Genomic DNA, 21,576 nt, shown 5'->3' on the forward strand with positions numbered 1-21,576 from the left:
GGAGATGCATATGAAAAAAAACAAAACTGGCCTTAAAACTTTACTGGAAATATTAATGGTTTCAACAAGACTTGGACTAACCTCTTTCGGGGGACCTGTAGCTCATCTCGGCTATTTCCACGATGAGTATGTCCGCAGAAGAAAATGGATGGATGAGAAAAGCTACGCAGACTTAGTTGCACTTTGTCAGTTCCTTCCCGGTCCTGCAAGCAGCCAGGTCGGGATCGGCATTGGTGTCATGAGGGCTGGAGCAGCCGGCGGCATAATGGCTTTCCTTGGGTTCACCTTACCATCTGTTATTGCTCTGATAATTTTTGCCATTCTTCTTCAAGGCATTAATCCGGCAGAAGCCGGCTGGATTCACGGCCTAAAAATTGTCGCGGTGGCCGTAGTGGCTCACGCTGTCCTGGGAATGGCACAAAAGCTTGTACCTGACCTTCCCCGAAAAACGCTGGCACTGTTTGCAATTATCGCAACACTTTTATGGCAGACAGCCATTACGCAGGTTGCGGTCATCCTTGTCTCTGGTTTTATCGGATTTTTAATCTATAAAAAGCATGCAGATAACGATGATGCACCGATGGAGTTTCCCATCTCCAAAGGCTTTGCCATTGGCTGTTTAGTGTTGTTTTTCAGCCTTTTAATAGGGCTTCCTATTTTAAGAGAGCTAACCGCAGTGGAGTGGGTTGCTTTATTTGACAGCTTTTATCGTTCAGGATCTCTGGTTTTCGGCGGCGGGCATGTTGTCCTTCCTTTGCTGGAACGCGAATTCGTCCCAACAGGCTGGCTAAGTGAAGAAGCCTTTCTGGCAGGATACGGTGCAGCTCAGGCAGTGCCGGGGCCATTATTTACTTTCGCTGCTTATCTTGGAGCAGTGATGAACGGCTGGCAGGGCGGCTTGCTTGCAACGGCTGCAATCTTCCTGCCTGCTTTTCTGCTGATCTTAGGAACACTCCCATTTTGGGACACACTTCGCCGCAATCCTAACATCAAGGGCGCATTAATGGGTGTGAATGCGGCAGTTGTCGGCATTTTAATCTCTGCCTTTTATCATCCCATATGGACCAGCAGCATCCTGGAGCCGGCGGACTTTGCCTTTGCCGCAGTATTATTCAGCATGCTTGTTTATTGGAAACTGCCGCCTTGGATCATTGTTGTGACGGGAGCAATAGGCGGAACTTTATTAGGATATGTAATTTAGGAACGCATCAAAAAAAGCTGCCAACAACTCGGCAGCTTTTTTCTATAACGGAATTTCAAGTATAATCTTTGTGCCTTTATTTTCTTCTGAATAAACATTTATAGAACCGCCCGCAGCTTTTGCCCGTTCTTCCATGCTAAAAAGGCCGACTCCTCTTGAAACTTCATTAACATTGAACCCTGTGCCTTTATCTTCTATGACAATGCGGATTTCTTCTTCCATCTGCCTGATTGTAACTGATGCTTCATCTGTCTCAGCATATTTCCTTATATTTGTCAGTGCTTCCTGAATGATTCTATAGATGGTGATTTCTTTATTAGAATTAAGGCGGGAAGCCAGGTAACAATCAAAATGAACATTGATATTATGATGTTCTGAAAAACGGACCAGGTAGGATCGGATCGCAGGTATCAGACCCAGATCATCAAGCACGGATGGACGAAGCTCCCATGAAAGATCCCGCAGCTCTTCAATGATTTCAGTAGCCTCGTCCTGCATTTGATCAAGCAGCGGGTTGCTTATTTCTGCCTGAAGCCTATTTATGGTAATCAGATGGCTGTACAAATTCTGTCCTATTCCGTCGTGAAGTTCCCGGGACAGCCTTTTCCGTTCCTCCTCTTGAACATCGATAATTCTTGTCATCATATTTTGCAGCTCTTCTTCTGCATTTTTTCTTTGCGTGACTTCATGTCGAATAGCAAGATGCTGATATGGTTTCCCTTTATCATTAAGGAATGGGACGATCGTGGTATCCACCCAATAATAAGTTCCATCCTTAGCTCTGTTCTTGATCTCGCCTTTCCATACCTTCCCGGAAGAAATCGTCCTCCATAAATCTCTGAAAAAATCTTTGGAATGGTACCCTGAATTTATAATTCTATGATCCTGTCCCAGCAATTCTTCCCGTGAAAATCCTGAGATGCTGCAGAATTGTTTATTCACATACGTAATCGTGCCTTTCTGATCTGTAATGGCCACAATGGATGAAGAATCCAGGGCAAACTTTAAATCAATCAGCTCGTTTACGGAATTTTTCAGTTCCTCGACAACCCGCTTATATTCTGTTATTTCCTTCCGGATTGCCAGGTATTTATACGGATTTCCTTTTTCATCAATAAAAGGAACGATCGTAGTATCTACCCAATAATAGTTTCCGTCTTTGGCTTTGTTTTTTATTTCCCCGCGCCAGACTTCCCCGCTCGAAATAGTGCTCCATAGATGTTCCATAAATTCCTTGGAATGATATGAAGAGTTGATAATTCTATGGTCCTTGCCAATCAGCTCTTCTGCAGAATATTTCGAAACTTCACAGAACTTTTCATTCACATAGGTGATTTTTCCTTTTCTGTCTGTAAAGGCGACAATGGTTGATTCATCCAGGGCAAACTGCAGGTCAACTAATTCCTTTAACGGATATGACTGCTGCTTTTTTAGGCGGGAACGGTCTTTGACTGAGTGAAAGACGATTAGATAATAGCTTTCTTCTGCCAGCATGAAAGAATTAATTCTGTAAAAAATGGAAAATATGCCACCATTACGGTGCTGTCCATACTGATGAACCACTTTCCCCTCTTCTGTTTCAAGCAGAGTGATCTCAGGCAGCAGTTCCTCGAGATTCTTCCCATGCAGCTCCTGTTCGCTATATCCAAATTGCTCCTGGGCCTGTCCGTTCGCATAAGAGATGACCCCAAACCTATTCACAAGAATCGTTGCATCACTGGAATCAGGATCAATCTCTCTCTTTTTCGCCAGCTGATTATTCCTGTCCATTTACGTTCCTCCAGTTGCATTATTTTAACCATTCAGCTTTTTTTCAAGTGTCCTGGCTGCATCCCTTGCTGTACTTTGCCTGCTTTCATTTAGAGGCTGTCCCGACCGGTTCCCGATCAAGAGGACCCCCTTTGGGATCCCTTTAAAATGAATGGGAACAGCATAAGCATGCTTCAATCCTTCAGCAAGCATAATCGGGTATTCCAATGCTTTTCCGGCAATATTTTCGGGAAAGTTGTCCACATACATCGGTCTTCCGGTTGAAATCACTTTCCCTGCAATTCCTTTGCCGTACCTTACTGTTATCCGCTTATATTTCTCGTTGCTGTTTCCTGCGGCATAATGCCATTTTACATCCGGGCCATCCGTATTCTGCAGTGCCAATCCAACAAAATCACATTCAAGCGCATTCAGCACCTTCTCACAAGCCTGATCAATCTGGACGCTTTCTCCGGGACTGCACCCCTTATATTCCATAGCCAAGCAGCCCTTTCTTTAAGGCGTAAGAAACGAGCTCAGGCCTGGTTTTCATCTGAAGTTTTTCCATTAAATTACCTTTATGTGTTTCAACTGTCTTTACACTGATTACAAGCTGTTCAGCAATATCCTTATTGGAAAACCCCTTGGCTATTAATGTAAGAACTTCTTTCTCCCTGTCGGAAAGAAGGTTGAATGTATCGGTGTTCCCCTGCTTCACACTTCCGATATATTCTTCCATCAGCCTTTTGGTTGCAGAAGGATGCAAATACGCATTCCCGCTTGCAACAGACCGGATTGCTGCGAGCAGTTCATCATGGGGTGCACTCTTTAAAATACACCCGGAAGCGCCCGCTTGAATCGCCCTGAATAAGTATTCTTCATCATCATGCATGGTTAAAATAAGGATCGCTATTTCAGGCATTAGTTTTTTTAGTTCTGAGGTTGCCGACATGCCATCTTTCCCGTGGGGCATGCTTAAATCCATGACAACCACATCCGGCTTTAATTCCAATGCCTGCTGAATCCCCTCATTGCCTTCAGAAGCTTCACCAACCACCTGCATGTCATCATGGTTATTTAAGAGCATTTTCAAACCCATCCTGACCACCGCGTGGTCGTCGCAAAGTAAAATATTGATCAAGCCCGCTCCCCCTTAGCATTTGTCCGTATATAAAGTGAAACTTCAATCAGTGGGGGGCTTTATCCCCCACTGATTGTTAGTTGAGGCCCACAGGAAGTGGGTCACAAAGAAGTTGCCACAGGACGTGGCGTTCTTAGTCTTTGTTCTTCTTTTCGGGCCTTTACGGGCAGTTTGACCCCCACTTATCCTCCTTTGATTCCTCTGAGTCTTGAAGTGGGGGTCTTACTGCCCGTTAGACTGCGATAAAAATCTGAAATAGGCAACAAGGGAGCCGCTGTATGCAGATCCCTTGTTAAGTATAATCTTAGTATAACGGAAGGGTGATATCTATTGAAGTCCCTTCACCGATTTTTGAGCTGATCACGCATTTGCCGTTGATTAACATCATTCTCTCCATCATGGCAGCAATGCCGGCAGAATTTTTCATCGCGGCATCTACATCAAAACCCTTCCCTTTATCTTGAATAGTGATTGAAAGCTTACCCGGTTCCCACCGAAGAATAATGCCTGCACTCATTGTGTCAGCATATCTTGCTATGTTAGCCAGGGCTTCCTGGCAAACACGGAATAGTGTAATCCTTTCCCTTTCTCTGATTCGCACTTCCTTTCCCTCATTTTGAAGGTCAACGATGATTCCATAGGTGGAAGTGTATAATTTCAGATAACTTTTCAGAGCCGGCAAGAGACCGAGAGTTCCTAAAGCAGGGGGATGCAATTCCACAGCCAGAAGCCTGATTTCCTGAATTGTTTTTTCCATCATTTGTGCCATATCCCGAATATAGTCTTTCATCTCAGGCTGATCGACAGCTGTCTGAATGAACTGCATGCCTGTATACAAGCTGTAAAGCGTCTGCCCTACCCCTTCGTGAAGCTCCAGGGCAATGCGCTTAATTTCATCTTCCTGAGATTGAATTATATATGAACTGATATTTTTCTTTGCTGGCTGGGTTTCCATTTCATCCCTCCTTCTTTTGAATTTACTTTTTTGATTTTATTTTGCTTTTTTCACCCGGTGGCTGGAAATATCGCTGAACATGCCTGCATATTGGACAACATCTCCGGCGTCATTTTTAATTGCGCTAATGGTTAGCCATTGGAGATATTCTTCCCCATCTTTGCGGGAATTCCATATTTCGCCTTGCCAGAATCCATTGTTTTCAATAGACGTCCACAAGTCCTGATAAAAACCTTTAGACTGCTTTCCTGATTTAAGGATACTCGGATTTTTGCCGACTACTTCCTCTTGTCTATAACCGGTAATTTCTGTGAAAGCAGGATTTACAGAAATAATTTTTCCGTTCTTATCTGTCACCAGAATACCTTCGATTGTATGATCAATAACCTGGCTCGCAATTTCCATCCTTCCCTGGTAATACATCCAAACAACCAGAATCAGGCTGGCAAGCGCGACCTGAGACAATGCCATAAAACCAATTGCATAATGCCCTGTAATGTTAAATAGGAGAGTCAAAAGCAGCGGAGGGAAAAATCCGCCCAGACCGCCCATCGCAGACACAATTCCATTTACGATACCGGCCTGCTTTTGGAAGTACATTGGCACAAGCTTAAATATGACCCCGTTACCAATTCCTGCTGATAGAGCAATGCTTAAGCATCCGAATGTATACCATGTGATTGAAGGAGATAGTGATAGTATCACCGCAGAAATGGTGTACACGCCAAAAACAAACATCAGCAAAATTAAAGAGTGAAAACGGTCAGCCAGCCAGCCGCCTATTGGTCTCATGGCTGTTGCTAGAACAATGAAACCTGCTGTTCTTAATCCTGCATCAACTTTATCAAGTTCAAAGTGAGCTACAAGGAAGTTTGGCAAATAAATAGTGAACGCCACAAATGATCCAAAGGTAATAAAATAGAATAAGCTCAGTAGCCATAGTTTTTCATTTTTATAGACTCCTTTTATTTGCTCAAGAAGCGGAGTCTGTACCTTAACTTCTTTTTTATCTCCCAGTAAGAAGTTAGCCGCAATAAAAACCACTAGCAGGACAAGGTATATCTGTACAGTTAGGGACCATCCAAATTTTGTTGCAATAACTGGTGCTGCAAAGGCAGTAATGGCTGTTCCAAGATTCCCTGCCCCGTAGATGCCATTGACAAACCCATGACGTTCCTTTGGGTAATACTTAGGAAGAGATGTAACCCCAACAGAGAATACCGCTCCTCCAAGGCCGAGGAATAATCCCCCGATAAGCAAATCAGTAATCGAATCTGCTATGCTGATATAATAGACTGGAAATAATAGAAGAATAAAGCTCAGCATAAAGATTACTCTGGCGCCAAACTGATTAGCATAATACCCCAAAGGTATGCGGAGCAGCGATCCGAGGATGACCGGAACAGCTGTTACAAGAGCAAGCTTATCGGATGGAATATTGATATCTTCCTTTATAAACGGCATAAGGGAGGATATCAGCACCCAAACCATAAACCCGGCCACTAAATTTAACGTCTGCAATGGAAGCTGTATTTTTCTAATCACTTTGTTCACGCTCTCTTCTTAATTACATATTTTAATCCGGCTTCCTGATCCATTGCAGCCCACTGGGTCTCAGATGCTTCTACAGAGGAGGTCAGCGGGACCGCAAAAAAGTTCATTTTATCAAAATAAATCCGCAAGTGTGTTCCATCGGGACAAAGGCCTGTTTTTTCAATTATCTTAGGAACAAATGGTGCTTGGTCACTTCCATCTTCATCTAATATTGCCACCTGAACCTTCTCCATGACAAATCCGTCCAGATCCTCTTTTTCAATGAGTTCCACAGCTTCCGCACCCTCTTTTGGCAGGATAAACATACATCTGGTACCCCTGAAGATATTTCCAGAAGGATTCTCCTGCATTTTCTTCTATATATTCAATGGTTTCCTCTTCCGATTGCCATTTGCTCATGCCTTTTACCTCTGCTACTACAATGTCCATGCCATCATGTGACTTTTCATCCAAGTACCAGTTTAGACGGACTCCCTTAAAAAGTTCTGAAAGGAGCTGATCAACTTCCGGAGCAAAATCTCCGGATCTTTCTCTTACAAAACAAAAGTCAAGATATGTTTCACTGTTCATATGAATCACGCCCTCATGTTAATCGTCTTTTTATAAGCGAATACAGCCAGGGGAAAAAGAACAATATTCAGCCCGCCAAAAATCAGTACATTTTCATAGTTTTCGTAATAATATTGGTGGACCATATATTGAGTAAAGACAATATTCATCATTAATATCGCTGCTAAAATAATGACTCCAAGGTATCTACGCTTCATAACGCTTCACCCTCACCGCATAAACTGCGCCATTCTCCACCTTAACCTGTATTTCCGGAAGCGGCCTTCTTGGAGGTCCCGCAGTCGGCGCACCAGTTGCCACATCGAACTTGCCGTGGTGGCAAGGGCAAATCATTTCACCCTGCTCCTTCACCCAGAATACCGGGCAGCGCAGATGTGTACACGCGTTCTGATAGGCAACATATTTGTTCTCTGATAAGCGGATTAATATTGCATCGTCATGATCTCCAGGAAACTTGAACTCCACTGCATCGCCGATTGGCAGCTTGCTTACTTCGGTTATTTTCTTATGAGGATATTCCTTTTCGCCAAGCCCCATCAATTCTTTGGCAGCTACCGCCCCCCAGGGAAGGGAGGAAACCGCAAATACACCGGCCGCACCCACCAAGGTTTTCATGAATCCCCGTCTATCCAGTTTTCTTTCATTATTCCGTTCGATATTATGCGTATAATTATCCTCATTAAAGGGAATCTTGTTATTCCTTTCAGACATCCCTAATCCCTCCTAAAACAGCTTTGTAATCCCCTGAAGGATTCCCGGCAGATTTACCTTTACGTTTGTTTCACCTTCAAGATATGGCATGCTTGTTACCCATTTGCCGTTATCAAGATTAAATTGCTTCTTTTTGTTTTCAATTTCTTCATCAGTCAGCCACTGCAAAGTATTGGATGGACATACACTCGCACACATTGGAGGAATACCATCTTTAGTACGGTCAATACATAGATCGCATTTGTACATTATGTTCTGCTCTTGATCAAATTTCGGTATGCCATATGGGCAGGCAATTGTACAGTTCTGGCAGCCGATACACTTTTCGACAAGTGCAGATAACACAGCGCCTGTCTCATGAATCTGAATGGCCTGGGCAGGACAGCTTCGCGCACATGCCGGGTTTTCACAGTGAAGGCACATGAGAGGCATTGTCTGCCGGTTCACAAGAGGATTGACATCATACACATAGTTTCTGTTGCGCTCCTCGTGTCCCCCGCATTGTGTACATGCTGCCAGACAAGAACGGCATCCTATACAGTTTTCAAGTTCCAAATACAGCCTCTTTTTCATTTATTGCACCTTCTTTAATTCGACTTTTTCCAGCTGTGCAGCACATGCCTTGAATTCAGGCATCCGGGATATTGGATCTAATGCCGCAATTGTTAATAGATTAATAGATTCTTCATGTCCAAAATGGTATGGAACAAAGACAGTATCCTTACGGATGGCTTCGGTAATTTTGACTTTATAGATAGCCTCGCCTCTTCTTGTAAACAAGCGGACTCTTTCTTCATGCTCCATATTATAGGTTGCTGCTGTTTCCGGATGGATTTCCACATATGGTTCCGGACACATATCATGCAGGAATGGTATTCTTCTGGTCTGGTTGCCTGATAAATAATGATAAACTACCCGGCCAGTCGTTAAGCGAAGCGGATACTTTTCACATGGTTCTTCCGCTGGCGGACGGTACGGCAGGGCGCAAATCTTTGCTTTGCCATCCGGATGATAGAACTTTTTATCAAGGAACATATGTGGTGTTCCTTCATCTTTTTCGTCTTTACAAGGCCAGAAAACCCCGTCCTGCTTATCGATCTTATCCCATGTAGCACCATAATAATCAGCATAGCCGCCCTTAGTTGCAAGCCTGAACTCATCCGCAACATCTCTGGCTGTTTTCAGGTGAGAAAAATATTTTCCTCTGCCTAAGCGCTCAGCCAGCTCCACTTGAATCTGCCAGTCCGGCTTTGACTCACCTACAGGCTCCTGTGCTTTGTTGATTTTTATAATACGTCCTTCAATATTTGTTACTGTCCCTTCATCCTCTGACCATGTAACAGCTGGCAAGATCACATCTGCAAATTCAGCCGATTCAGAAAGATAGAAATCGGAGCAGACCATGAAATCCAAGGCTTTAAATGCTTTCCTCACAAAATTTTGATTTGGTGCTGATACAGCCGGATTCGAACATAGAAGGTATAAACCGCGAATCGTCTTTTGCTCCATCAGTTCAATCATTTCATAAGCAGATACACCAGGCTGCGGCATTTCTTCAGGGGTGATTCCCCAAACGCTGCATACTTCTTCAACATGTTTTGGATTTGTAATTTTCCGGTAGCCTGGAAGCAAATCTGACTTTTGCCCGTGCTCCCTTCCGCCCTGTCCATTTCCCTGTCCGGTGAAAGTGGCTACTCCGGCTTTTGGACGGCCGATCTTTCCAGTAACAAGCGCCATGTTGGTGTAGGCAGAAACATTATCAACACCTTTATGCTGCTGTTCCACACCTCTTGCAAACATAACAACTGCATTTGGAGCTTTTCCGTATATTTCGGCAGCGCGAATGATTTTTACCGGCGCCACCCCAGTCAGCATGCTTGTATATTCAGGTGTAAAATCCTTTACAAGTTCCTTTGTTTCTTCAAATCCGTTTGTATGTTTGTTAATGAATTCTTCATCTATATAGCCCATTTCAATCAATTGATTTACAATCCCGTTTGCAAGTGCAAGGTCTGTTCCGGGCTGCAAATCAAGATGCAGGTCCGCCCTTCTCGCAATTGGTGTTTCACGGGGATCCACCACAATGATATAACCGCCTCTTTCCTGAACGTTCCAAATACGGAACATGGAGGTTGGATGGCATTCAGCTGTATTGCTTCCGGCGATAAACAGGCAATCCGTTTCATGAATATCTGTCCAAGGCAATGTTGAGCCTCTATCTACTCCGAAAGAGCGAAGGAATCCGCCCGCTGCACTGGACATACAGAATCTGCCGTTATAGTCAATATAGCGCGTTCCCATAGCAACCCGGGCAAACTTGCCTGTCAGATAACATTTTTCATTTGTCATTGAAACTCCGCTGAAGACTGAGAGTGAATCTTTTCCGTATTCTGTCTGAAGCTCTTTGAATTTTTTTGCGATTAAATCATATGCCTCATCCCAGCTTGCTTCACGGAACCCTTCTGCCGTTCCCTTCAAAGAAGCATCATCCCTGATCAGCGGCTTCAGCAGGCGGTCTTTGTGGTTGGTCTGCTGGTAGGCGGTAACCCCTTTCGGACACATTTTGCCGACAGTAACAGGCCAGTCATAACGGGGCTCAACCCCGATGATTTTATTTGTTTGTGTATTAACCCTCAAGTTCATTCCGCACTGCATTCCGCAATAGCTGCAGTGTGTTTTTATCAACTTTTCATTCGGATGGTTTAAATTCTCAATTTCTTTAAAAAACTTATCCCTTTGCATTCTGGTTTGCCTCCTTAACCTTCACTTCATGAGTAGGGAATCCGGAAAATTGTGCAATCCGGTACTTTCTTCGGCAAGGGAGGCACATTTCTGCAAGATGATGCCCTTCCTTTGCTTTAAATTCTATAGTGTTCACGCCGAGTACATCGACGACATCTTTTGATTGTTCAACTGAAACGAACTGATCTCCGCAGACCTTGCATTCCTTCATGCCCTGTTCGGCATAATGTTCCCGGTAGTTTCTTGCCAGAACACTCATTGGCCGGAAAGGAATATGTGCAAGCTTTCCAAATGGCAGATAAATCAGTGTAATGATTACTGACCATTGATGGATCAGTGACATTGCCGGCTGTCCCGCCCCGTGTAAAAAGATATTCATAAAGGTTAAAGCCAGCCCTGTTATGCTAACTAGCAGCAGCATATATAAAGGCAAGAAATCATACAGGAATTTCTGCTCTGCTCTTGCCTGCATATTTTTCAGGCGGCGGTAAAGCGCCATGCAAACACCGGCAATTACCATTACTGCTGTAATATTCAGTGCGTTGTATGAGAGGTTGGCGATAATGCCTTCCGCCGGGACAGTCATTACCTTCATGCCCATTGCAATTATGTTGTACTGGCCGTTGTCATCCATCGTAAAATACATCCAGCCGAAAACAAGAGGGAATGTAACAAAGCAGGATAAGATACAGCCCCAGCCGATCAGAACGTGCTGAGTCCATCGGTAAATTCCCCTATTCCAGATAAAATTGTATGTTGCAAGATGCTCAACAGATGTCTTTGGTGTTGACTTTCTAAATAACAGTTTCAATCCTTTTTTCAAAATAAGCTTTGTTGGCGGCCTTTCGCCCCAGGCAATGAATCTATAGAAAAAGCCTCCAATGAACACTATTGTTCCGACCATATATCCGTACAGGTTTAAATCAACATGGGTAAACATTCTAGTGCCGATAAAAGAAAGAATAGCTAGTGCTGTTACAGATAAAAACATTGACTTGGCAAAATGTGATGCAAACGCATTGTTTAGTGTGTTCCCTGATTTTTGATTGACTGCAGCTTTTGCCTGCATAATAACTCCTCCTCATTCACAAACAATTACCTTAACCTTATTGTAAAAGCAGGATGGGATTTTCCATATCGGGGAACTTCCCCATTCGGAGGGGGAAATTCCCCTATCTTTATATGCTGATAAATTTTATCATCGGGGAGAGGCTGGCTTCAGGAAGACATGTTATAATTAGAAAAAAGGAGTTGTTTATATGACTAAATCAGCTGCAAAGAAGTTACGCGACAAAGCAGTGCGTGAGGGGAAAAGGAACCCTGAATGTAACAGAAGTCCCTTTGTATTTACAGACATGCGTTCGAGGAAAACAAAAACAAAAAAAGACTATTTATATAGAAGTAAACATAAGAACCTCACTTCTGAAGAAAGCAGAAGAGATGGTTCTTTTTATTTTGCAGATTTGACGACTTACTTTATTAAACCCTGCTTAGATTGCAGGCAAAATTCATATTAAAAAGCGGCCTGTCCATGAAGAACAGCCGCTTTTTTTGCTTTTTTATTCAGTAATGTCTTTTTGTAATATTCCCATCTCTTCAATATTCCTCCGTGTTTCGTCATCACCCAGATCATAAATCATCTTATACATGCGTTGGATTGACGCATCATAATTATGATTTTGCGCCTTTTCTTTATCCTCCACGAATGGTACATGTGCAAGCTCAAATGTTTTCATATCCGCGTCATAATTTTTTTCGATATAATTGGCCAGCTCCTTCATTTCCTGGTCATCAGCATAAATTTTAAACTGCCATTCAGCTGCTTCAACAGGTTCTGCGTAAACTTGCGCATTTTCAATATCTATATAATATGATTTTTTTGTTTGGTCCATAGTAATCATCTCCTCTGCTTTTATACGGTATTTACCACAAATAGACGAAGTTTAATCATTTAATATTCATTACATTTCCATGCTCCTGATGGGCATGATATAGCTGTGCATTATAAGGAAGGTGGCACAATCATGAACTTTCTCAGGAGGTATACTATGGGTATTTTAAGCGGAAATCCAAAGGACGAGCCTATGCATTATGGTGAAGTTTTTAGCACATGGTCTTACTTGCTCGCAGGAAAAGGAATGGCCTCGGCATACCAGACAATGGTAAGTCACTCTGGAGATGAGGACTTAAAGAAAATGCTTCAGGAAGCTATTCGCCTCTGCAAGCAGGAGGAAGAGGAGATCGAAGCGATGTTAAAGGAAAACGGGATTGGTCTTCCTCCCTCACCCCCCGACAGACCTGATGCTTGTGTAAACGATATTCCTGCAGGTGCCAGATTTATGGATCCTGAAGTAGCTGCAAAATTAGCAGGTGATTTGGCTGCAGGATTAGTTGGCTGCAGTACAATTATGGGTCAATGTATCCGTGAAGATATTGCAGGCATGTTTGGCCAATTTCATACTCAGAAAGCCGCTTTAGGCATAAAGGTTCTTCGCATGAACAAAGAAAAAGGTTGGCTGATTCCTCCGCCGCTCCATCTTCACAAATCAGATAATTGCTAAAGGTTTGCTTTAAAGTTCCTTTTATAAAAGAAAAGCCTTAGTCCGCAATGTGACTAAGGCTCATGGAACTTATTCAGAGTATTTACTTTCACTGGAATCAGGGGAGACCATGCCTCCTGCACCGCTGGAATTAATATCAGGTTCTGCTCCTTCAGGCTGGGATGGCAGGACCTTATTTTTCTTTTGATTTGGAAGACCGGAATTCTCCTTTAAATATTGATCATTTTCCATGATCGTTACCACTTTAAATCCTGTTCCCTCGAGCTGGCTCTTCAATTGATCGAATACTTTTGTCTGATTATTATTAATCATTCCCTGATCATCATACTGAAGCTCTACATTTATTGTTTTCATGTCTGCGACCTCCTTTTTAACCTATTTTCCCGAATGTCCTTTCATTAAACTACACAGAACCTTAGAGAAACTAGTTTATAACAGTAATAATAGGTTAATTAAGAAAACAACCAGGACATGGTAAGTCAGAATTAAGTGGGTTATTTTTCCATTCATATCATTTTCTATTCATTCATGAATATAATGATCATAGGCGATCAGACGAAAGGAGCAGAGGCATGTGGTTTTGGATTCTGGTAATCTTCATCCCTATTATTATCCTCGCTATTCTGGAAGAAACGATTCAATTCGTGGTTAATCGCAAGGTCTTTGGAAAAAGCGACAAACCGATTTTGTTTAAAGAAAAACTTAAACACTTTAAAAATAAATTCAGGTATAAAAAAAGCCATTCCCAATAAGGGAAGGCTTTTGGTCAAGCAGTCTAAGGCCTCAAAAATTATTCTGTTTCGGAACCTTCTTCGTCAGTCTGCTCCTGTTCTGCTCCGGACATCCTTTTCTTCTTCAACTCGAAATAGGCATCTAATACTTTTCTGCCAATTTCATAGTTGGCTGTATGTCCGCTTCTTCCCTGGTAAGCCCATGGGACAATGACAGACATGGCGATTTCTGGATTATTATGCGGTGCATAGGCAACAAGGCTCAAGTTCATTACATCTATTAATTTATCTCCCTTTTTTTTGAGGGGGCCGTCATAAAATGCTTCCGCTGTACCTGTTTTTCCTGCAGGGGAATATGGGGCATCTGCGAACCTTCTATATGCAGTCCCTTCTGGATGCTGCATCACCTGTCTTAATCCCTCTTTAACAGTGCTTAGCTCTCTTTCGCTTACATCTATCGTATTTAAGACAGTCGGCTGAATATCCTTCCAGATTGGGCCAAGTTCCTCCTGCTCCGTTGCCGGCTCGCGGATTTCTTTTACAAGGCGGGGCTGTATGCGGTAGCCTCCGTTTGCAATCGTTGATATATATTGGGCCATTTGCATTGGAGTATAGGTATCATACTGTCCGATGGCAAGGTCTAATAGGAATCCCGGCAATCTGAGAGGGCCCTCATAGCCTATTGCCTCATTTGGCAAATCAATGCCAGTTCTGACTCCAAGGCCAAATTGGCCGAAGGATTCTCTCATATCTTCAAACGCATTAGGATTTTTATATCCAAGCGGCTGATCATAAGCATAACGCGCATCCGCAATTTCAATGGCTGTTTTGAACATATATACGTTTGAGGAGATACGGAGTGCCCTTGTTTCGTTCATGATTGCCTGAAAGTTAAACCATGATTTTTTCACTTGCGGGGTTCCTGCAATTTTCATCGGTGCATCCAAAAAGGTCGCTCCGGGTGTAATTGCACCCGTTTTATATCCAGTTAGAACAGTTGCACCTTTTACAGAGGATCCCACATTGTAAGAAGATGAAATCGTACCAAGCGCATAATCCTGCAGAACGTTTTTGCCATTATCATCTTTGCCAATCATCTTTCCAGCCATTGTCAGAACTTCACCTGTATGCGGATTCATTAGGACGACAAACGCACGATCCATTAAATAAGTTCCCCGAGTCTGCTTGGCAGCCCAAATTTCCTCTTCCAAAACCTTTTCCACAGCCTTCTGAAGATCCATATCAATCGTCAGGACAAGATCTTTGCCTCTTTGGCCTTCAGAAACCAATTCACTTCCGAGAATTTCCCCTTTTTTCGTAATAAGCTTTTCCTTTGATTTCTGGCCATGCAAAACATCTTCATATTGCATTTCCAGATAGCTCTTTCCAACACGTTCATTTCTGCTGTAATCTCTGGACAGAAAATAATCCAACCGCTCCTGCGGCAGCCCTTCACCTGAATCCGTAACCTTCCCAAGCACTGTCTGGAGCGTACTGTCAAAAGCATAAGTCCGATCCCAGTCCGTGGTTGTATTGACACCCGGAAGATATTGAAGATTCTCGCTTACAGCCGCATATTCTTCTTGTGATACCCCTTCATTCTTAACAATTTGCGGTGTCATCGCATAGCCGCTCGTAAATTCACGGAAAATGGCCAGCACTTCCAGGTCCTGCTTGCTCAGCTGCTTCAGGTCTTCTTCTGTAATTCTTTTTAGCTGCAGCTTATAGATTTTCTTATCATCCAGTTTTTTTTCTTTAAAAAGCTTCCATTCCTTATCAGTTATTTTTTCCCGGGCAGCTTCCGGATTTTTCAGGATCCAATGATCCTTCTTATCCCGCTCGGTCACCTTATCGGTCTTTTTATCAATCAAAACAGCCAGCCGCTCTGCCACTTGAAGCATTTCGTCCTGTTTGGCATTCCGGTTGGTATATGTAATCGCACTCTTTGGGATATTATCCACGATAACCTGATGGTTCCGGTCAAGCATCCTTCCCCTTGGAACCGGGTTCGATACGATGACATCTTCCGTTCTGTCGACTTCTTTTTTGTATGTCTCGCCATTTACAATCTGAACTACACCAAGCCTTAAGATTAATAATGAAAATAACACAAAAACAGAGAAAAACAATAAATTGACCCTAAAAGGCACATGGCTTTTCTTTTTCTTTTTCTTCTTCTTCCCCATATTTGAATCTCCCCCTCTATGAACAATATGTCTGTAATATAGAGATTCTTCCAGATCTTACCCTGTTAAATAATTCCACATTTTTTGTAAAATTCCTGCCGGATAGAAAATTTTGCAATATAAAGGAATTTGCAGGGGTAAAGTTGAAATGTAATTCAGATTATCTTTTTAGGAGGAAACTAGTATGGAAAGAGCTCAAAAATATCTAACCTACTTTTTATCACATAGAAAGGTGACCAATGAGCTGATCAAGAAGATTGATGAAAATAATTTTGATTATAAACCAACTGAAACAAGCATGCCGGCGGGTAAGCTGGTTACCCATATGCTCACTTCCTTTTATATGTTTGCCAAAACTGCAAAAGATGGAAGCCCGGCAGTGTTTGGCGAAAAGTTCGATGAAGTGGCGCCAAACCTAACTGAGGCTGCTGAAAAATTCACAGAGAAAACAATTGAAGTGATTTCATCCTTAACGAGTGAGGAATTGGAAAGAAAAATTGATATGACCGGTATTTTTGGAATGGAACTTACCGGCAGCCAGCTGCTGCAGATTGCAATGGATCATGAAATTCATCATAAAGGGAATCTGTTTATTTATGTACGGGAAATGGGCTATACGGAGCTTCCGATGTTTGTGAGCAGAGGGTAATAAAAAAAGACGGACGCGTAGCGCGTCCGTTTTTATAGGCTATTAAGTGGAGAAATTAATTCAGCCAGTTCATTTTTGGGTGAATTTACTTTGGCTGATACCGGATATTTATCCATTTTTTCAGCCGGGTAAGGTTCAAGTAATGACTTCAGGTATTCAGTGTCTTGAAAACGGGGATTCAGCCAATCCTCAAAATCATTTTCCTTTAGGATAACCGGCATCCTGTCATGAACTTCCTCTGTTACTTCATTAGGGCCCGTTGTAATAATTGTACAGGTTAATAAAGGAGCTTTGCCTTTATTCCATACATCCCAAATTCCTGCAAAAGCGAAAGGCTTTTCATCTTTCATAATAAACCTGTAAGGCTGCTTTCCTTCTTCGGTTTTCTTCCATTCATAAAATCCATCTGCCAGGATTAAGCATCTTTTGCTTCTAAAGGGAGCTTTAAAGCTTGGCTTCGAGTCGATGCCTTCCGCTCTGGCATTTATCATTTTATATCCTATTTTTTCATCCTTCGCCCAGAAAGGGACAAGCCCCCATTTCATCTGCCTGCCAATCCGCTGCTTTCCGTCAGCAGTGACTGTTAAAATATTCTGGCTGGGAGCAATATTATATCTGGGCATAACCTCACCTTCTGCATATTCAAACCCAAACAGCAGCTGAAGTTTATGAATTGTTTCCGTTAAAGTAAATCTGCCGCACACTATAATCACCTCTTTAAGTCAATTTTATAATATATTGTTCATCTATTCCCGGTTATAGCGCATATTAAGACTGTCAGCTATTTTAAGGGAGGAATGAAATATGACAAAACAAGGCAGACAAAATCCAAATCAAACGAGAGCCCAAATCGAAAAACAGGATAAGCGAAACGACGTTGAACTCGGAAACGAGTTTCAGGCGGGAAACAATAAATCACAAAGCCAGAAAAAAAGCGGAAAGCAAATTAATAAGAAATAACTAACATGAAATCCCCCAGTATCAGGGGGATTTTTAAGTGCGTATTGTGTACAGCTGGCCATCTACTGCAAAAGAAATGCGGCCTGTTTCCTCTGATACGACTATGGCAGCCGCGTCTGAATTTTCCGTGATGCCAATTGCCGCTCTATGCCTTGTCCCAAGTTTCCTTCCTTCAATGGTTTTATTTGTAAGGGGGAGAATGCTTCCTGCAGAAACTATGATGTCTTCTCTTATTAATGTACCTCCATCATGCAGCGGGTTTCCCGGATAAAAGATTGTTTCAATCAATGTGCTGCTTACTTTTGCTCCTATCGGCGTCCCGTTATGTATATATTCTTCAACCGGCTGTCTTCTTTCTACAACAATCAGCCCACCATGCCTTTTTTCAGATAGATGCTGGGCAGCCAGTGATACACTTGAATACTCCTTCGTAAAAGGTGCTAAATATGACTGCAGATAATATGTCGAAGCAATGGTGTGGGCTTCTGCAACAGTTTTCTGCAAGGTTTCGAAATCAGATAAAATACAGCAGCTGAATTCCTCAAGAGTTTTGGAAAGCGAGTGAATTTGATCATCAATATTTCCAATATACCGATTTAAATCTTTTCGGTATTGTTCTTCTCCATAAATCACCGGACTTCCTCCAATCTTAATTCATAATAGTACCTTTTCCAGTAAAAAATTATTTATCCATTTTACGGAATAGGTTTAGAACCTCTATAAAGAGACTAAATATAAGTATTAAACACTGAGGTGAGAGACATGTTCGATATTTTAGGAAAACAATTTGAAAAGCCTGAAGGATTACTGGGAAAGCTTGCGGGGAAAATTATGTACTTTGAAAACCGCAAGATTAACAAATGGACTATTGTACAATTACAGATAAATCGCAGAGACTCCATTTTAGAGGTTGGCTTTGGCCCCGGCTACAGCATAAAACATATAATGGATCACTGGCGCCATGCAGAAACGGATGGAGTCGATGTATCAGAAGATATGAAAGCTGCTGCAGCCAAACTGAATGATGACTATATCCAGCAGGGAAAGGTCCGATTGTTCGTAAAAGATATCCACGATTACTTTCCCGATAAAAAGTATAATAAAATCTTTTCAGTCAACAATTATCCACTATGGACAAAACCAAGGGAGTCCCTTCAGCATCTGCATGGAATGCTTGAGAAAGACGGAGTAATTGCCATCACGGTACAGCCGAGAGAAGAAGGAGCAGATGAAACCATAACCAAAAATCTTGGGCAGGTAATCAAAGCTGATATGGAGGCTGCAGGATTCCATTCCATTTCCATATCATATAAAGAGGCCCGGCCCGTTTTAACCGTGTGTGTAACTGGAATTAAGTAATAGAAGAGAGCGGGGATGCCCCCGCTCTTCTTTGTTTCACCAGCCCCGGCTCGCTCCTCCGCCGCCTGATGAGCCGCCTCCGCCTCCCCGCGGACCGCCGCCTCCTCTTCCTCCGCCTCCCCCTCTTGAGAGAATGGAAAGTATGGCATATGAAAAGGCTCCGCCAAAGAATTTTATATCAAGAAACAGCAAACCGACAGCAATGATAATCAGCAGCCAGGACGGGATGCCAATGCGTTCATCCTTTGACCCGGCATCGGCATAATCACCGCTCTTCCCTAAGTTCACTTCTTCACCTGCAGCCTCCTGTATAAGCACTTTATAGGTTTCAATTACCGCTCTGCCCGGCTGGCCATCCTGGAGATATGGAATGGTAACCTGATCAAGAATCCGGCCAGCTTTTCCATCTGGAATCCGGCCTTCAAGCCCATATCCAACCTCAATGCGCACCTTCCGATCCTGCATGGCCACAACTAGTAAGACACCATTATTCTCAGCAGCACTGCCTATGCCATATGCCCGAAAAGCTTCATTTGCATATTCTTCAATCGGCCTGTCCCCAATTGTATCAACGGTTAGCACTGCCACCTGTGCAGTTGTACGATCCTCCAATTGTCTCCCCAGGTTAATCAGCTCAGATTTTTCCCGTTCATTTAGAACTCCTGCAAAATCCTGGACATAAATATCTCCAGCAGGCTGGGGTATGGATTCATCAGCATTGGCTGAGAATGCACCCATTATTAAATTTATTAAAAGAAGGGTCAAAAAGACCCTGCGGATGATCATTCTCCATTGCCTCCAAAGTCAACTTCAGGTGCTTCATTCGCCAGAGGATCCGCTCTGAAATATTCTTTCTCATCAAAGCCTGTAATCCCGGCTACAATTGCACCCGGAAACCTTTTTACTTTTTTGTTATATACAGAAACCTGGTCATTATAATCTTTTCGGGCAACCGAAATCCGGTTTTCCGTACCGGCAAGCTCGTCCATTAATTGGGTGAACTGCTTATCCGCTTTCAGGTTGGGATAGTTCTCAACTACTACAAGCAGCCGGCTCAGAGCGCCTGACAGTTCTGCATTTGCTGCTGCTTCCTCTTCAGGCGAACGGGCTCCCGCCAATCTGGCACGTGCATCTGATACCGCCTGAATGGTCTCCTTCTCATGTGCAGCATACCCCTTTACCGTATTTACCAGATTAGGAATCAAATCCAGCCTTCGCTGCAGCTGGTTCTAAATTTGAGAATATGCCTGATCCACATTTTCCTCAGCACTGACAAATCCATTATAGCTGGACATCAGCATTATACCTGCTATGACTACTGCCGCAATCACGGCAATTATAACTCCCATACCTTTTTTCATTTTTAGCCACTCCTGTTTCTATGTTGTTTTTGTCACTTGCATGGTATTTTTCCTTTTTTGAGTGAAAGTTAAACCAGGAGATTCCTTTCCCTTATAACACAAGAAAAACCGGAACCCATCCGGGCTCCGGTCCAAATATGTTTATTTAATAAAGTTCTTTGCAATCAGTTCACTGAATTCCGGTTTATCCTTCAGGAATTTTAACGTATAGGATGAATCTGCAAATTCCTGGATTGTTTCTGCATCTACATCGTAAGTGAACCCAATTCTTTCCCAGGCGCGGTCTACTACTTCTTTTTCCAGCTCCTGGCCGGTCACTTCTTTAATGTCTTTGATTGTAATGGCTTTTGCTTCTTCAGGATTTTCTTCGATAAATTTCACAGCATCTTTATGTGCATCAACAATTTTCTGTACTTTTTCCGGGCTGTTCTTCACTGCGTCGCCCGTTGCAACTAATACGGATGCCGGAAGTGTTTCACCAAATGATACTTCATCCCATCCGATTACCACTTCTGCATTTGTTTCCTGTTCGATGACTGCTGCCCATGGTTCCGGAGCAACTGCAATATCGACTTTACCTGTTTTCAGCATGCTTGCATATTGTGCTGGGTTGCCTGTTAAATGCTTCATGGTACCGCCGATGCGTGCTGAGGTGATGCCGGCTTCTTCAAGATATGTTTCGTACTGGACATCATGTGTGCAGCCTACACCAGGCGTGATGAATGTTTTTCCCTGAAAATCTTCCAGTGAGTTGATTTTTACCCCTTCCCTGGCAAGGACAACGGTTCCCCCAGTTGAAGCACCTGCAATAATTTTTACATCTGCTCCAGTTGAGAAATTGTTCATAGCTGGCCCGGGTCCTACCAGACCAGCATCAATGTCGCCCGTTTTCAGAGCTGTCATGAAAGAACCGCCTTCAGCAAATGTCTTATATTCCACTTTCGTTCCATCGCCAAGCTGTTTTTCAAAAAATCCCTGATCTTTCGCAACCATTGCCGGCACATGATTGATATTAGGAAAATAACCGATGACAATCTTGTCTTCCTTACCGCTGCTTTTCTCTGATGATCCGCAGCCGGCAAGCAGCCCGGTAAACATAAACAATACAGCAACCCATAAAAACGCCTTTTTCATGAATATCCCTCC

At 42.9% G+C, this 21,576-nt stretch carries 26 protein-coding genes and 1 pseudogene; 7 read left to right on the top strand and 20 right to left on the bottom strand.

The window, feature by feature from the left end; translation table 11 throughout:
• Positions 1-4 precede the first annotated feature (4 nt).
• The gene (locus ACTHRG_RS10650) at positions 5-1,201 is read left to right on the top strand and encodes a chromate transporter (RefSeq protein WP_139325623.1); all 1,197 of its coding nucleotides are present in this window, start codon (positions 5-7) and stop codon (positions 1,199-1,201) included.
• Between the two features lie 42 nt (positions 1,202-1,243).
• On the opposite strand, the gene ACTHRG_RS10655 is transcribed toward ACTHRG_RS10650, so the two are convergent.
• The 12 genes from ACTHRG_RS10655 to ACTHRG_RS10710 all read right to left on the bottom strand — a co-directional run bounded on the left by ACTHRG_RS10655 (position 1,244) and on the right by ACTHRG_RS10710 (position 11,692).
• Positions 1,244-2,971: a PAS domain-containing sensor histidine kinase gene (locus ACTHRG_RS10655; protein WP_076259130.1), complete on the bottom strand. Its 1,728-nt coding sequence runs from the start codon at positions 2,969-2,971 to the stop codon at positions 1,244-1,246.
• Between the two features lie 24 nt (positions 2,972-2,995).
• Entirely contained in the window at positions 2,996-3,448 is a 453-nt protein-coding gene (locus tag ACTHRG_RS10660; protein ID WP_076259127.1) for a GAF domain-containing protein, read from the bottom strand.
• Complete coding sequence (locus ACTHRG_RS10665) at positions 3,438-4,091, bottom strand: response regulator (RefSeq protein WP_076259125.1); 654 nt, start codon at positions 4,089-4,091, stop codon at positions 3,438-3,440. Before ACTHRG_RS10665 ends, ACTHRG_RS10660 begins: the two co-directional genes overlap by 11 nt.
• A gap of 304 nt (positions 4,092-4,395) precedes the next feature.
• The gene (locus tag ACTHRG_RS10670; protein WP_076259122.1) at positions 4,396-5,046 is read right to left on the bottom strand and encodes a sensor histidine kinase; all 651 of its coding nucleotides are present in this window, start codon (positions 5,044-5,046) and stop codon (positions 4,396-4,398) included.
• 36 nt (positions 5,047-5,082) lie between these two features.
• A complete protein-coding gene (locus ACTHRG_RS10675) occupies positions 5,083-6,591 on the bottom strand; it encodes a nitrate/nitrite transporter (protein ID WP_076259323.1) in 1,509 nt (502 codons plus the stop codon).
• A 5-nt stretch (positions 6,592-6,596) separates the two neighbouring features.
• A complete protein-coding gene (locus ACTHRG_RS10680; protein WP_076259120.1) occupies positions 6,597-6,872 on the bottom strand; it encodes a hypothetical protein in 276 nt (91 codons plus the stop codon).
• Positions 6,859-7,170 (bottom strand): hypothetical protein, encoded by a 312-nt coding sequence (locus tag ACTHRG_RS10685; RefSeq protein ID WP_076259117.1) that lies wholly within the window; start codon positions 7,168-7,170, stop codon positions 6,859-6,861. The genes ACTHRG_RS10680 and ACTHRG_RS10685 overlap by 14 nt, the downstream gene beginning before the upstream one ends.
• Positions 7,171-7,175: 5 nt before the next feature.
• Positions 7,176-7,367: a hypothetical protein gene (locus tag ACTHRG_RS10690; RefSeq protein ID WP_076259115.1), complete on the bottom strand. Its 192-nt coding sequence runs from the start codon at positions 7,365-7,367 to the stop codon at positions 7,176-7,178.
• Positions 7,357-7,881, bottom strand: coding sequence for a Rieske (2Fe-2S) protein (locus ACTHRG_RS10695; RefSeq protein WP_076259112.1), 525 nt, complete (start codon positions 7,879-7,881; stop codon positions 7,357-7,359). The genes ACTHRG_RS10690 and ACTHRG_RS10695 overlap by 11 nt, the downstream gene beginning before the upstream one ends.
• A gap of 12 nt (positions 7,882-7,893) precedes the next feature.
• A complete protein-coding gene (locus tag ACTHRG_RS10700; RefSeq protein ID WP_076259109.1) occupies positions 7,894-8,454 on the bottom strand; it encodes a 4Fe-4S dicluster domain-containing protein in 561 nt (186 codons plus the stop codon).
• Positions 8,455-10,623, bottom strand: a complete 2,169-nt coding sequence (locus ACTHRG_RS10705; RefSeq protein WP_076259106.1) for a molybdopterin oxidoreductase family protein — start codon at positions 10,621-10,623, stop codon at positions 8,455-8,457. It abuts the gene before it with no gap.
• A complete protein-coding gene (locus ACTHRG_RS10710; RefSeq protein ID WP_076259103.1) occupies positions 10,610-11,692 on the bottom strand; it encodes a hypothetical protein in 1,083 nt (360 codons plus the stop codon). Before ACTHRG_RS10710 ends, ACTHRG_RS10705 begins: the two co-directional genes overlap by 14 nt.
• A gap of 190 nt (positions 11,693-11,882) precedes the next feature.
• On the opposite strand from ACTHRG_RS10710, the gene ACTHRG_RS10715 reads away from it, so the two are divergent.
• Positions 11,883-12,140 (top strand): hypothetical protein, encoded by a 258-nt coding sequence (locus ACTHRG_RS10715; protein WP_076259100.1) that lies wholly within the window; start codon positions 11,883-11,885, stop codon positions 12,138-12,140.
• A gap of 42 nt (positions 12,141-12,182) precedes the next feature.
• Here ACTHRG_RS10715 and ACTHRG_RS10720 read toward each other — a convergent pair whose 3' ends face one another.
• Positions 12,183-12,515, bottom strand: a complete 333-nt coding sequence (locus ACTHRG_RS10720; protein ID WP_076259098.1) for a hydrolase — start codon at positions 12,513-12,515, stop codon at positions 12,183-12,185.
• Positions 12,516-12,671: 156 nt separating this feature from the next.
• Between ACTHRG_RS10720 and ACTHRG_RS10725 the strand changes: the two genes are divergently transcribed.
• Positions 12,672-13,184: a DUF3231 family protein gene (locus tag ACTHRG_RS10725; protein WP_076259096.1), complete on the top strand. Its 513-nt coding sequence runs from the start codon at positions 12,672-12,674 to the stop codon at positions 13,182-13,184.
• A gap of 69 nt (positions 13,185-13,253) precedes the next feature.
• Here the strand turns inward: ACTHRG_RS10725 and ACTHRG_RS10730 are convergent, their stop codons facing one another.
• Entirely contained in the window at positions 13,254-13,538 is a 285-nt protein-coding gene (locus ACTHRG_RS10730) for a hypothetical protein (RefSeq protein WP_076259094.1), read from the bottom strand.
• 218 nt (positions 13,539-13,756) lie between these two features.
• Between ACTHRG_RS10730 and ACTHRG_RS10735 the strand changes: the two genes are divergently transcribed.
• Entirely contained in the window at positions 13,757-13,936 is a 180-nt protein-coding gene (locus tag ACTHRG_RS10735) for a hypothetical protein (protein ID WP_076259092.1), read from the top strand.
• A gap of 38 nt (positions 13,937-13,974) precedes the next feature.
• On the opposite strand, the gene ACTHRG_RS10740 is transcribed toward ACTHRG_RS10735, so the two are convergent.
• Positions 13,975-16,101 carry a peptidoglycan D,D-transpeptidase FtsI family protein gene (locus ACTHRG_RS10740; RefSeq protein WP_076259090.1) on the bottom strand — a complete coding sequence of 709 codons (2,127 nt, stop codon included), beginning with the start codon at positions 16,099-16,101 and terminating at the stop codon, positions 13,975-13,977.
• A 184-nt stretch (positions 16,102-16,285) separates the two neighbouring features.
• Here ACTHRG_RS10740 and ACTHRG_RS10745 point away from each other — a divergent pair, with 184 nt between their 5' ends.
• Positions 16,286-16,750 (top strand): DinB family protein, encoded by a 465-nt coding sequence (locus ACTHRG_RS10745; RefSeq protein ID WP_076259088.1) that lies wholly within the window; start codon positions 16,286-16,288, stop codon positions 16,748-16,750.
• A 32-nt stretch (positions 16,751-16,782) separates the two neighbouring features.
• On the opposite strand, the gene ACTHRG_RS10750 is transcribed toward ACTHRG_RS10745, so the two are convergent.
• The gene (locus ACTHRG_RS10750) at positions 16,783-17,454 is read right to left on the bottom strand and encodes an SOS response-associated peptidase (RefSeq protein WP_076259085.1); all 672 of its coding nucleotides are present in this window, start codon (positions 17,452-17,454) and stop codon (positions 16,783-16,785) included.
• A gap of 100 nt (positions 17,455-17,554) precedes the next feature.
• Here ACTHRG_RS10750 and ACTHRG_RS10755 point away from each other — a divergent pair, with 100 nt between their 5' ends.
• Positions 17,555-17,710: a hypothetical protein gene (locus tag ACTHRG_RS10755; RefSeq protein WP_175609108.1), complete on the top strand. Its 156-nt coding sequence runs from the start codon at positions 17,555-17,557 to the stop codon at positions 17,708-17,710.
• Between the two features lie 33 nt (positions 17,711-17,743).
• Here ACTHRG_RS10755 and cdaS read toward each other — a convergent pair whose 3' ends face one another.
• Positions 17,744-18,343, bottom strand: coding sequence for a sporulation-specific diadenylate cyclase CdaS (cdaS, locus tag ACTHRG_RS10760; protein WP_076259083.1), 600 nt, complete (start codon positions 18,341-18,343; stop codon positions 17,744-17,746).
• A 129-nt stretch (positions 18,344-18,472) separates the two neighbouring features.
• On the opposite strand from cdaS, the gene ACTHRG_RS10765 reads away from it, so the two are divergent.
• The gene (locus tag ACTHRG_RS10765; RefSeq protein ID WP_076259081.1) at positions 18,473-19,069 is read left to right on the top strand and encodes a class I SAM-dependent methyltransferase; all 597 of its coding nucleotides are present in this window, start codon (positions 18,473-18,475) and stop codon (positions 19,067-19,069) included.
• A 36-nt stretch (positions 19,070-19,105) separates the two neighbouring features.
• On the opposite strand, the gene ACTHRG_RS10770 is transcribed toward ACTHRG_RS10765, so the two are convergent.
• From ACTHRG_RS10770 to ACTHRG_RS10780, 3 genes and pseudogenes are all read right to left on the bottom strand, one after another.
• Positions 19,106-19,855 (bottom strand): TPM domain-containing protein, encoded by a 750-nt coding sequence (locus tag ACTHRG_RS10770; RefSeq protein WP_076259079.1) that lies wholly within the window; start codon positions 19,853-19,855, stop codon positions 19,106-19,108.
• Positions 19,852-20,430 (bottom strand): annotated as a pseudogene (locus tag ACTHRG_RS10775) (LemA family protein). The gene ACTHRG_RS10770 and the pseudogene ACTHRG_RS10775 overlap by 4 nt, the downstream one beginning before the upstream one ends.
• Before the next feature lie 141 nt (positions 20,431-20,571).
• Positions 20,572-21,564 carry an aliphatic sulfonate ABC transporter substrate-binding protein gene (locus tag ACTHRG_RS10780; protein WP_076259077.1) on the bottom strand — a complete coding sequence of 331 codons (993 nt, stop codon included), beginning with the start codon at positions 21,562-21,564 and terminating at the stop codon, positions 20,572-20,574.
• Positions 21,565-21,576 lie beyond the last annotated feature (12 nt).

Origin of the sequence: Cytobacillus sp. SAFR-174, assembly GCF_051964675.1 — a bacterium.
In the GTDB taxonomy this organism is placed as follows: Bacteria; Bacillota; Bacilli; order Bacillales; family Cytobacillaceae; genus Cytobacillus.

Bases quoted from the DNA above. Each gene is read 5' to 3' on its own strand.
- ACTHRG_RS10710 (WP_076259103.1), bottom strand. From the start codon at position 11,692: ATGCAGGCAAAAGCTGCAGTCAATCAAAAATCAGGGAACACACTAAAC.
- ACTHRG_RS10715 (WP_076259100.1), top strand. From the start codon at position 11,883: ATGACTAAATCAGCTGCAAAGAAGTTACGCGACAAAGCAGTGCGTGAG.
- ACTHRG_RS10685 (WP_076259117.1), bottom strand. From the start codon at position 7,170: ATGAACAGTGAAACATATCTTGACTTTTGTTTTGTAAGAGAAAGATCC.
- ACTHRG_RS10705 (WP_076259106.1), bottom strand. From the start codon at position 10,623: ATGCAAAGGGATAAGTTTTTTAAAGAAATTGAGAATTTAAACCATCCG.
- ACTHRG_RS10770 (WP_076259079.1), bottom strand. From the start codon at position 19,855: ATGATCATCCGCAGGGTCTTTTTGACCCTTCTTTTAATAAATTTAATA.
- ACTHRG_RS10695 (WP_076259112.1), bottom strand. From the start codon at position 7,881: ATGTCTGAAAGGAATAACAAGATTCCCTTTAATGAGGATAATTATACG.
- ACTHRG_RS10690 (WP_076259115.1), bottom strand. From the start codon at position 7,367: ATGAAGCGTAGATACCTTGGAGTCATTATTTTAGCAGCGATATTAATG.
- ACTHRG_RS10740 (WP_076259090.1), bottom strand. From the start codon at position 16,101: ATGGGGAAGAAGAAGAAAAAGAAAAAGAAAAGCCATGTGCCTTTTAGG.
- ACTHRG_RS10755 (WP_175609108.1), top strand. From the start codon at position 17,555: ATGACAAAACAAGGCAGACAAAATCCAAATCAAACGAGAGCCCAAATC.
- ACTHRG_RS10700 (WP_076259109.1), bottom strand. From the start codon at position 8,454: ATGAAAAAGAGGCTGTATTTGGAACTTGAAAACTGTATAGGATGCCGT.
- ACTHRG_RS10780 (WP_076259077.1), bottom strand. From the start codon at position 21,564: ATGAAAAAGGCGTTTTTATGGGTTGCTGTATTGTTTATGTTTACCGGG.
- ACTHRG_RS10765 (WP_076259081.1), top strand. From the start codon at position 18,473: ATGTTCGATATTTTAGGAAAACAATTTGAAAAGCCTGAAGGATTACTG.
- ACTHRG_RS10725 (WP_076259096.1), top strand. From the start codon at position 12,672: ATGGGTATTTTAAGCGGAAATCCAAAGGACGAGCCTATGCATTATGGT.
- ACTHRG_RS10670 (WP_076259122.1), bottom strand. From the start codon at position 5,046: ATGGAAACCCAGCCAGCAAAGAAAAATATCAGTTCATATATAATTCAA.
- ACTHRG_RS10655 (WP_076259130.1), bottom strand. From the start codon at position 2,971: ATGGACAGGAATAATCAGCTGGCGAAAAAGAGAGAGATTGATCCTGAT.
- ACTHRG_RS10650 (WP_139325623.1), top strand. From the start codon at position 5: ATGCATATGAAAAAAAACAAAACTGGCCTTAAAACTTTACTGGAAATA.
- ACTHRG_RS10745 (WP_076259088.1), top strand. From the start codon at position 16,286: ATGGAAAGAGCTCAAAAATATCTAACCTACTTTTTATCACATAGAAAG.
- ACTHRG_RS10720 (WP_076259098.1), bottom strand. From the start codon at position 12,515: ATGGACCAAACAAAAAAATCATATTATATAGATATTGAAAATGCGCAA.
- ACTHRG_RS10735 (WP_076259092.1), top strand. From the start codon at position 13,757: ATGTGGTTTTGGATTCTGGTAATCTTCATCCCTATTATTATCCTCGCT.
- ACTHRG_RS10660 (WP_076259127.1), bottom strand. From the start codon at position 3,448: ATGGAATATAAGGGGTGCAGTCCCGGAGAAAGCGTCCAGATTGATCAG.
- ACTHRG_RS10730 (WP_076259094.1), bottom strand. From the start codon at position 13,538: ATGAAAACAATAAATGTAGAGCTTCAGTATGATGATCAGGGAATGATT.